A 10,055-nucleotide genomic window follows, 5' to 3' on the forward strand; every position below is an offset into this window, starting at 1 on the left:
GCGTTGCTGAATTGAAGTATGAATCTAGATGTAGAGACGTAGCACTACTACGTCTCTACAAGGATTTTGGTATTATGCAAAATCGTTTTCATATATGGAATCAGCAACGCCAGATAAACTATTATATTTTGATGGTGCGTTGCTACAGAAGAAGCATTTATAACTCTAGAACAAGCCGTAGTAACTAAAAGTTGTTCATTTGTAACTCCAGAACGTGCTGGACTAACTAAAACTTGTTGATTAATAAGTTAGAAAGGAGTTTTATTAATTACAACTCCTATTTTACTTATCATTTTTGGATGTTTTATAATTAATAATTAAATTAATTAAATAAAACTTTAGTTTTACTTATCTAAAAAGAGTATTTGTAACTAAAACATCAACATATATAAGTTGAGCTTAAGTTGTATTAACTCCAGCTTCTTCTGAACTTATCAAAGGATGAGTTTTTGTAACTGATTCTCTTAAAACTGGTAGACGGCTACAGCACAGAAAGCTTTGCAATATTGCGGTGTTTGCAAAGTATCTCAAACGCTTGTCCTACAGACTCTTTACCCCACCCCGGTTTTGTCTAAAGCTAAAACCGGGGTGGGGCAGTCTCCACTTGGGGAAACCCCAAGACCGCACTGGCTCCCCAAGACCGCGCTGGCTCCCCTTAAAAAGGGGGGAACCGGAATCAAAGTCCCCCAATTTATCGGTGGATTTAGGGGGATCTACAAGTCTCGAATACAACACCAAAAAGTTTTCAGACATCCTCTTACGACTTGTTTTTTATATTTCAATTTCTTCAAAGTGTTCAACAGTGGGAGATGGATCATAAAAATGATGCAGAAGTTTTTTCCACTCTTGAAACCCAGCAGAATTTCTAAATCCAACAGTATGAGATTCTAAGGTTTCCCATCTGACAAGTAATAAATATTTACCTTGGACTTCGATACATTTATGCAATTCATGAGATAAATATCCGTCCATTGAGGAAATAATTTTAGAAGCTTTTTTGAAAGTAGCTTCATAATCGGATTCTAGACCAGGTTTAACATGAAGTATAACTGCCTCAAGAATCATAAATTTTTGCGGTGAATAATTACGCTGATATTGAACTTGTTGCATAAGTCGGGAAAAGGGGAAGGTGAGGTTCCCTCTGGGGATAAGGGGCGGGGGGAAAGGGTAAAGGTTTTGTATTGTCCTCTTCCCCAATAAAGATGCATCCCTTTTCCTAACTTTTGCAAGAGGTCTATTATTTAGTATAAAGTAGATGTGATGTCTAGGACGGGTGGTTCCTGAGCGCAGCCGAAGGTCTACACCTACGCACATATTTGATTGTAATTAAAACTAATTCTTCAGTAAATAGATAATTGCAGCACAAAACTCTTCGTAGTATCCTTGGGAATCAGTTTCATTGAAGCCTAAAATCAAGTTTTGTCTATCTTCTTCTGTAATTGTGTTGATGATTTCTAATATTGGCTCAAGAGCTTTTGCACGTAAATCTTTCAGCTTGTCAATATTGAGTCCAAGTTTATCAATTGTTATTTCAGCTGGTAATTGCTTTTCTAAATTATTTGTCGCCAAAATCTGACCATCATCAGCGTACCTAAAAAACTCTGCACAGTTAATATCTAGAGGCGAAACAAAAAGATGTTCATCATGCCATTTATCTTTCTGCTTACCACAATGTAGAGGTTCTTTGGGTACTGTATCTTTTTGGCATGATGCCAATATATTTGTGTATTCTAGCGCTAATTGAGGATAAGTTGTTCTTGGTTTTAAATGTTCAAGATGGCTATCGTCAGTATTAATCCGTCTTTCACAGTAACAGCAAATAAAACCTTGCTCTTGCAACAAGGAATTATGTACATCGGTTTTTTGTGGTTTGCTAAAATTTTCCCAACTTGGTTGCCAATTCTCATTTGCTAGATTTTTCCAAACGGTAAAACTTTCTGGCTCCACACCTTTTTTGATATATTTCACCGCTTCAAAATCTCTTTGCGTCGAATAGATACACTTGCTTTTACTAATTCTGGTTCATCTTGTCCAATAATATCAGCAATTTCCTGAGATAATTGCCTAGCACCATCAAGATTTCCTTCATCAATGAGCCTAAATAACTCATGTAGACGATCTTTAATTTCTTGTGGACGTGCTGGGACACCCATGAGGTCTTCTAAAATGCGATTGCTATCTCTTCCAAAGGAACTTTCTGGTTTTTTAGCAATAACACCTTCGTCTGTTTTTTCTAAAATAAAAATTCCTTCTGGCTTGACTTGGCTAATTACTTGAGGCGAATGGGTAGTGACAATAAATTGACAATTGGGAAATGTTCTGGTCAAAGCTGGAATAATTTCTCGTTGCCATTTGGGGTGTAGATGTAGTTCAATTTCATCAATTAAAACAACGCCACTGCCTTGGAGTGGATCTGGTAAACTTGGGTTGGCTATTGCTAATCGTCTTGCTAAATCTCCCACCATAGCTAGCAAGCATTTCTCACCATCAGATAGCTGATTAACTATGAGTTCCTCACCTTTTTTTCTAACAGTCATTCGTAGGGGTGAACGCTCAACCCGCAAGTTTGAGAATTCTGGTATCAATGAAGAGATAGCTTGTCTTACTGCTTCTAATTGTTTGTCTCGATAATGAGGGTTATCCCTTCGTCTTTCATTCTCTAAGTCTTCTCGATTTCTAAACCATTCAAAAAATGTTTTGAAGTCTATTCTTCCTCCTGTGAGTGCCTGCTCATAAGCATCTACTTGTTTAAAAGAAGATACCTCTGAAATTTCTAGGGGCATATCAATAACAGCACGATTAACAGGGTAATAAACTGCTAAAGGAATATTAGTATCAGCAATAGTTGCTAACTGATTGTTTAACTTTTCAATAGTCGTTTTCAAATCTTCTCTTAATGTGGTACGTATTGTAGTTGCTATTTCTGTACGAAGATTTTCACTTTCTATCATAAAAGTCTCAAACCTAACATCTTTATAATTTTGTAGATTTTTTCTTATTTCTTTTTGTAAATCGGAAATTCTTTTGATATGAATTTGTAGATCAATGTACTTACCATGATTATTTTTTACATCTTGATATTGAGTTATTGACCAAATTAATTCTTGTGATTCTATAAATACAGTAATTTCATTATGTGTTCTATCACGTCCGTTTGTAACATCTTGTGTAATAAAGAAACGTAAAGACTCAAGTGAGTCTTGAATCTGTCCGGTAAGCTGTGTTAGAAGAATAGCAAGACAGTCAAGAATACTCGATTTTCCCACACCGTTGATACCAATAAGTACCGTTGGGGCTGTTTCATCAAACTCAAGCGTTAAATCACCGATTCCACGGAAGGATTGCATTTTTAAGCGCTTGACTTTCATAGTTTTAACAACGCTAAATGTAATTTACTACAGCTAATCAAAAGCAGATTTGACATAAGAAACTGTCAAAGGTGTGATTTTTTCGACAAGATTATTAATTACCCCTCGTTCATATTCAGTCCAAATTCTGGGATGACCAAAAATGCAGGGTTGTAAAATTCCCCAAAGTTGTCCATCTTGGCGGATATGGGCATGAATCAGGGCGCGATGTCCAAAACTCTTTTGTTCAAATTCCCGATTTAAGACTTGAGGATCAGCAGTTTCTACATCTTCGACAAAGATTGAAGGTTCGGCACGTAACGCAGCCGCAAACATCGGATCTTCATTCGTTAGAGATGGGGGCAGCGCTTCCCAATCTTCATTGTAGACGATAGGTATATCTGGAGTGCGAATCCAACAAAAGGCAACTTTAGTAAGGTTATTCTGTGGATTATGTAGGCATAGAAAACATCTATCAGATTGTAAAAAATCCCCTACTGCTGTCAACAGTTCAGAAAATAGAGTATCTGCTGTTTGAGATGATTCTACAATATTGTTGAGTGCAGAAGGAAGTTCTTGCTGAGTCATATAACTAAGCTGATTTTAATTGAATAATGCCTTTATCAAAAATGCGATTATTAGTAGCGATCGCACTTATTTCTATTCTATCTTTATACACTTCATACGAGGCAAAACTTAAGTCACTGGTAGAATACCCTGTCCACTCAGAACGCCCTACAGGACGATTACCAGCACCCGCACCACAAATTAAGTAAGTTGTACCATCAATAGCACGAGTGCGTTCATAATTATGTTCGTGACCATTGATATAAAGTTGAACGCCGTATTTTTTAAACAAAGGAGTAAAAGTTTTAATAAAATCTGGATTATTCCCATACTGACCCGATGAATAAATTGGATGATGACCATAAACAACTTTCCAAGGAGCATTACTAAGACTTAATTCTTTTTCTAGCCAACTTAACTGATTTTTCCAATCAGCATTACTGTTAGTATCTAAAGCGAAAAATTGTACAGTTTCCCGGCGAAATGTATAGTAACGTCCCTTCATATTAAAGCCAGCATACTTGACTTGTAGCTCGCCATTGGCGGTACGAATATCGTGATTACCTAAACAAGCATGAAATTTCACACCTTGCTTGAGCAAACCTTGATAAGGACGCTCAAAAACTGCATTAATTTTCTCAATTTCGCCGTTATTGTAAATGTTGTCTCCAGCTAAAACGACTAAATCATAAGGATTTTTTTGATGATATGCATTCATCGCTCTAGCCACAGCATACTGTCCTTTAGCCCCAGTCCCCGTATCTGCTACAGACACAAAACGTAATAACAAGTCTTTTTTGGCTGGGTTGGCGGCTATAGCTGTTGTTGAATCGCTAATATCAGCACTTTGATGATTTTGATGAGCAAACATCCAGCTTAAAAATCCTGTACTAATGGCGCTGATGCTACTTAAAAATACAAATTGACGGCGTTTCAGTTTCATAAGTCACCAAATTTAATAAATAGTCAGTTTAGCGGAAACAATGAGCAATGAAATGATACATTAATGCAAAAGAAGGCAGCACCAGTAATAATGTACCTCTTGCAAAAGTTACTTTTGCAAGAGGGGGGAAAGGATAAAGGTTAAAGGGGAAAGGTTTAGGGAGCCTTTTCCCCTTACCCTTTACCCTTTCCCCGACTTCTGCAAGAAGTCTAATGTACGTTGTTTGTCTTTGATTCGCTGCTTTTGGTGAAAGTTCTATGTCACAAGACAATCAGTCAAAACCGACGGATGAGCAGATAACTCAACCTCCCCAAAAACCTTACCAGAGAGTTCAGCCATTTTGGAAGGCTAAAATTATCCAACTTCTCCAAGGAACGATTGGGGTTTTAGAAGTAACGGTGGAAAAACTAGAGACAGCACCCCCACCTGGTTCTGAGGAAAAACCTGGTTTTTTTGAGCAACTTCAGTTGAGGTGGGGTGGACTGTTAAGAACAATCCGCTTGTTTTTACCATCAAATTTGTCAACAAAGTTATCAGATACAGTTTTGACGGGAATTGTGACTGGAGTTGCTGTAATTCTCGTTTGGGCGACTACAACTGTCCTTACTGCTAAACCGACTGAAGTAGCAACAGTTCCACCAGTTGAAGAGGTTCCCATACCAACACCAACGATAACTATTCCACCGGAGTCAGTCGCACCAGAACCACAGCCACCAGAGGAAATTACACCGCCGCCAGAAGTACAAATTACGCCACCAACGCCGTCACCGGAACCAGAACTAATCCCAACACCAACGCCAATCCCAACGCCAATCCCAACGTCAACGCCGACACCCATCATAGAATTGACACCTGAACAAGCTTTGATTGCGGCTATTGAAAATCAGGTAGCTGAAATTAGCGATCGCATTGCCTCTGGTCTGATAAAGTCAATTCAAGCCAACTTCCGCACCAGCAATCTTACAGTCAAAATTAGTGATGATTGGTACACTCTCAATGAATCTCAGCAAGACAAACTAGCTGCGGAGATATTACAACGCTCTCAAGAACTTGATTTTACTCATTTAGAAATTATCGACTCCCAAAATACGCTAATAGCGCGTAACCCTGTTGTTGGGACTGAGATAGTAATTTTTAAACGGCAAACAGCAAGTTAAAATAATTCGTAATTCGTAATACTTCTCTACGAGAGGCTGCACTTCGACTACGCTCAGTGACCACGCCAACGGCTACGCGGTAGTTGAATCTCGACTCACAACGACTGCGCGATAGTTGAATCTCGACTTCGCTCGATTACCGCGTAGTCGAAACTCAGTGCAAGTCGCTCGATTACCGCCAAGCGATGCACTGAGCGTAGTCGTTGTGTCGAAACTCAGTACAAGTTCGTAATTCGTAATTTGGAGTTTAAATTTATTTATGTTAGACAACGTTTCGCTATTGCTGAAAGCTTGTGAAAATTTAAACATCAGCTATGAAATTCTTCATCCTTCGGAAAACTTAATCAAAATAAAATTGAATAGTAAACAGCATTATTTTTGTAACTATAGCACTCCCTTACTTAATCAAGCAGTAGCACACCTGCTCAAGGACAAAGAATATACTTATTATGTTTTAAATAAAAAAGTTAAACTCCCTCGGACAGTGGGTTTTCTTTCCCCTTTTTGTGATACCAAATATAAGATTTACTTAAAATTTCCAACTATTCAAGATATCGTATTAGAAATCAAAGAAAAGTTTGAAACCCCAGTAATTATTAAAAGAAACTCCGGTGCAAGCGGACATAATGTCTTTTTGTGTAAGAATATAGATGAAATTGAAACTGCTTTAAAAGAAATTTTTAATATCAATAATAAGTATGATTACGTCGCTCTTGCTCAAGAATTTATTCAGATAAAATCTGAGTATAGAGCAGTTTTCTTAAATAAAGAGTTAGTTTTGCTCTATGAAAAAGATATAACTGATGCGAAATTTGTCGGTAATCTTAGTCCTCTACACTGGGATGGTGCAATAGCCAAGTATATTAATGATCCAGAAATACTATCAGCGATTGCTAATTTTGCTCAACCAGTTTTTGAAGAGTTAGACCTTGATTATGGTGGTTTCGATATCGTACTAGATCGAGATAATCAATATTGGTTAATTGAAATCAACTCTCATCCAAATTTTGGCATTTTTATTAGAGACAATGGGGAAGATCATGTGTTGAGAATTTTTGAAAAAATGCTAATTAGCCTAGCCTCAAATTGAAAAAATAAAAAAGAGGGGTAAAGGTTAAAGGGTAAAGGGTAAAGGTATGAATTAGGTTGCTCACAAAGGACAAGATTTTTACTAAACTTTCTTCATAAGGATTATTTCGCCCACAATTCCACTCGCTTTTTACCCTTTCCCCTTCCCCTTCCCCTTCCCCTTTACCCCTTCCCCTTTACCCCTTCCTCTTTACCCCTTCCCCTTCTTCATAAATCATCGCGTCTCTTGCTTAACACCTAACTCCCTACTCTCATTGCCTGAGTTGGTATCCATACAGTAAAAATTGAGCCGATACTAACAGTTGATTCTACTTCTATTCGACCTCGATGGAGTTCTACAAGTTGTTTAGTTAAAGCTAGTCCAAGTCCAGTACCTTCGTAGCGGCGGCGATAGGGTGTATCGAGTTGCTGAAATTTCTCAAACAGTAATGGTAATTGTTCTTCAGGAATGCCAATCCCGGTATCTTCTATTTGAAAAATAGCAGTGTCATCTTCCACCCAAAGACGTAAGGTAACACTGCCACTTTCAGGGGTAAATTTAATCGCATTAGTTAACAGATTCCAAAGAATTTGTTCTACTCGTTCGGCATCACCGATAAAGCGATCGCGCCTGGGATCGATTTGCAAATCAAGTATAAGATTAATGTGTTCGCTTGTGGCTTTTTTTCGCAATGACTCAATAGTATTTTGGGCAACATTTCCCAAAGAAAATTCTGAAATATTTAAAGCTGTCTTCCCAGCCTCGATTTGCGATAAATCCAGGATGTCATTAATCATTTCTAATAAATGTTCTCCACTGTCGTGGATTGTTTGCAGATAACCGCGTTGTCGTTGACTCAATTCACCCAAAGGCCAGCGTAATAACGTCGAAGACATCCCAATCACATAAGTTAAAGGCGTGAGCAATTCATGAGTGATAGTAGCGAGAAATTCACTTTTGATCCGATTAGCAACTTCGGCCGCAAGTAGAGCATCACGCAGAGCCATTGTCCGCTCAATAACTCGTTGTTCGAGATTTTGTTTATCTTGGGTGAGAGTTTGCATTAACTCAGCTTGGTGAATAGCGATCGCTAATTGTTCTGCGATCGCAACCAGCAAGCTTTTTTCGCTATCATTCCACTGGTGTGGGCGATCGCACTGATGAGCAATCAGCAATCCCCACAGTTTATCCTCAAACATTATCGGTGCAGCGAACTTAGCCCTAACTTGGCATTCTCTTAAAAAATTCAACAAACATTCTTCTAGAGCATAAGTTTTTTCGACATCATCCACAGCTAAGGTAAAACCTTGCTGATACTTCTCCCAACACTGAGAGGTTCGGATAAAGCAATTTTTTTCCGTGTAATTCAACACCGATGTAATCGCATCTGTAGCACGATCTTCATAGACAATATAACCTCCATACTTTTGGCAATCTCCTAGTAGAGATTGATTATTTGTTGATATAAAAGGCGAGTGTCGATTGTTGTTTTCTTGTAGAGAAAAATAGATTTCGGCAGGTTCCCTAACCGATTGTTCCATATCTGTTGTTAGTGCCGTTTCATTGAAGGGAATAGTATCAGACTGGTATGGTTGAGTATTTACTTGAGAAGCTGCAAATTTATAAATTACTAATCTGTCTAATTCTAGAAACTCACGCACCTGTGTAATTGCCGTTGCCATAATGACCGGCAAATCCAGGCTTTTACGGATCTGTGTTGTTACCTGATTTAATAACCGCTCTTGGGAAATTTGTTTTTTTAAAGCATCTTCCACTGGCTGACAGATATAAACTGCTGGCCCAATTGGGCTGGGAGATGCTATTATTTCTTGGTTTGGCTGAGTTAGGAGATATTCTAATAACAACAGCGTGAATTGACTTTGGAGCGTGGCATCATTGGGTTTAATAATTTGCTGATAGCGTTCGAGATTTTGGTGAGTATAAGAATCGCACTCAAACAAGTTTCTCAACTCGTAGATAAAAGAAGCGATCGCCTCCAAATTAAACGTCAACTGAGCATTGATTTCTGAGTAAATTTCTTGCCCCTCTGTTTCCCTGCTTCCTTGCTCAAAGGTTCCTACCAAAAGGACGCTAAACTGCTCAGAAACCACTAATGTAAACCTTTGCCTTTGCCACTCCACAGGTATGTAAATCCGCGCCAGCGCAGCTTCTGTCAGTATCAAAACGGCACTTCCCATCCTTTGAGCCATCTGTTCTAACAACTCCCCAAGCTGATTAAATACAACAATAGGTAAGGTTCGAGAAAAGCTCAAATCAGGAGAACTAAGCATTTTCAGTCATTTTGGTAAGAGAGGGCACAATCCAGGGAAAAAAGTTTGTTTTGATTATGTACTAACCAATAACTTAAAACGGTAACACAGGATTATGCATCGTATAAGTAGCACATCGGGTGGATGGAATCAGTCAGAAGGTATAATTTTTTTAGAACAAACCCCCGCCCCTTTTGTCTTGATTACGGCTGCTGATACCGACATTCAAACCTTGGCAGCTGCGGTGACAAAATTACCCCCAAGCTTTCCGGCATTAAGAGTCGCCAACCTGTTGCAGTTACAGCAACAATTAAGCATAGATACTTATGGCGAGCAAGTTTTAGAACATGCCCAAGTAATTATTCTGCGCCTGTTAGGAGGACGCTCTTACTGGGGTTATGGATTAGAAGTAGTGCAAGAAATTGTGCAACGAAATGGTAGAACCCTCATTGTAATGCCAGGGGATGACGCTTTCGATCCCGATTTAATTTCCCAGTCTACCGTGCCCTTAGGTATTGTTAACCAGGTATGGCAGTATTTTAGCGAAGGCGGCGTGGAAAATTTCGTTAATGCTCTGCAATTTATTTCCGATAGTTGCTTATTAACTGCATATAATCCTGCACCACCTCAACCGATTCCGCGCGTGGGATTGTATGAGTGGGGAGTGGGGACTGGGGACTGGGGACTGGGGCATGGGGGCAG

At 38.8% G+C, this 10,055-nt stretch carries 8 protein-coding genes and 1 pseudogene; 3 read left to right on the forward strand and 6 right to left on the reverse strand.

Annotation, left to right across the window (positions count from 1 at the left end; all coding sequences use genetic code 11):
* Positions 1-771: 771 nt before the first annotated feature.
* The 5 genes from RMX98_RS13170 to RMX98_RS13190 form a co-directional block, all read right to left on the reverse strand.
* Entirely contained in the window at positions 772-1,065 is a 294-nt protein-coding gene (locus RMX98_RS13170; RefSeq protein WP_322680137.1) for an antibiotic biosynthesis monooxygenase, read from the reverse strand.
* Positions 1,066-1,332: 267 nt separating this feature from the next.
* Complete coding sequence (locus tag RMX98_RS13175) at positions 1,333-1,968, reverse strand: retron system putative HNH endonuclease (protein ID WP_322680014.1); 636 nt, start codon at positions 1,966-1,968, stop codon at positions 1,333-1,335.
* A complete protein-coding gene (locus RMX98_RS13180; RefSeq protein ID WP_322680015.1) occupies positions 1,965-3,368 on the reverse strand; it encodes an AAA family ATPase in 1,404 nt (467 codons plus the stop codon). The genes RMX98_RS13175 and RMX98_RS13180 overlap by 4 nt, the downstream gene beginning before the upstream one ends.
* A 33-nt stretch (positions 3,369-3,401) precedes the next feature.
* Positions 3,402-3,935 carry a GAF domain-containing protein gene (locus tag RMX98_RS13185; protein WP_322680016.1) on the reverse strand — a complete coding sequence of 178 codons (534 nt, stop codon included), beginning with the start codon at positions 3,933-3,935 and terminating at the stop codon, positions 3,402-3,404.
* A gap of 4 nt (positions 3,936-3,939) precedes the next feature.
* Positions 3,940-4,857 (reverse strand): metallophosphoesterase family protein, encoded by a 918-nt coding sequence (locus tag RMX98_RS13190; RefSeq protein WP_322680017.1) that lies wholly within the window; start codon positions 4,855-4,857, stop codon positions 3,940-3,942.
* A gap of 257 nt (positions 4,858-5,114) precedes the next feature.
* On the opposite strand from RMX98_RS13190, the gene RMX98_RS13195 reads away from it, so the two are divergent.
* Both RMX98_RS13195 and RMX98_RS13200 read left to right on the forward strand, forming a co-directional pair.
* Entirely contained in the window at positions 5,115-6,014 is a 900-nt protein-coding gene (locus RMX98_RS13195) for a hypothetical protein (RefSeq protein WP_322680018.1), read from the forward strand.
* Positions 6,015-6,273: 259 nt separating this feature from the next.
* Positions 6,274-7,104, forward strand: coding sequence for a RimK family alpha-L-glutamate ligase (locus RMX98_RS13200; RefSeq protein WP_322680019.1), 831 nt, complete (start codon positions 6,274-6,276; stop codon positions 7,102-7,104).
* Positions 7,105-7,340: 236 nt separating this feature from the next.
* Here RMX98_RS13200 and RMX98_RS13205 read toward each other — a convergent pair whose 3' ends face one another.
* Positions 7,341-9,374: an ATP-binding protein gene (locus tag RMX98_RS13205; protein ID WP_322680020.1), complete on the reverse strand. Its 2,034-nt coding sequence runs from the start codon at positions 9,372-9,374 to the stop codon at positions 7,341-7,343.
* Between the two features lie 94 nt (positions 9,375-9,468).
* On the opposite strand from RMX98_RS13205, the pseudogene RMX98_RS13210 reads away from it, so the two are divergent.
* Positions 9,469-10,055: pseudogene (locus tag RMX98_RS13210) on the forward strand (cobaltochelatase subunit CobN); the annotation flags it as partial.

The organism is Nostoc sp. DedQUE02, from assembly GCF_034531035.1.
GTDB lineage: Bacteria > Cyanobacteriota > Cyanobacteriia > Cyanobacteriales > Nostocaceae > Nostoc.

What these genes read in the sequence shown, in the direction of transcription:
- RMX98_RS13170 (WP_322680137.1), bottom strand. Translation starts at nt 1,065, where the DNA reads ATGATTCTTGAGGCAGTTATACTTCATGTTAAACCTGGTCTAGAATCC.
- RMX98_RS13180 (WP_322680015.1), bottom strand. Translation starts at nt 3,368, where the DNA reads ATGAAAGTCAAGCGCTTAAAAATGCAATCCTTCCGTGGAATCGGTGAT.
- RMX98_RS13185 (WP_322680016.1), bottom strand. Translation starts at nt 3,935, where the DNA reads ATGACTCAGCAAGAACTTCCTTCTGCACTCAACAATATTGTAGAATCA.
- RMX98_RS13190 (WP_322680017.1), bottom strand. Translation starts at nt 4,857, where the DNA reads ATGAAACTGAAACGCCGTCAATTTGTATTTTTAAGTAGCATCAGCGCC.
- RMX98_RS13195 (WP_322680018.1), top strand. Translation starts at nt 5,115, where the DNA reads ATGTCACAAGACAATCAGTCAAAACCGACGGATGAGCAGATAACTCAA.
- RMX98_RS13200 (WP_322680019.1), top strand. Translation starts at nt 6,274, where the DNA reads ATGTTAGACAACGTTTCGCTATTGCTGAAAGCTTGTGAAAATTTAAAC.
- RMX98_RS13205 (WP_322680020.1), bottom strand. Translation starts at nt 9,374, where the DNA reads ATGCTTAGTTCTCCTGATTTGAGCTTTTCTCGAACCTTACCTATTGTT.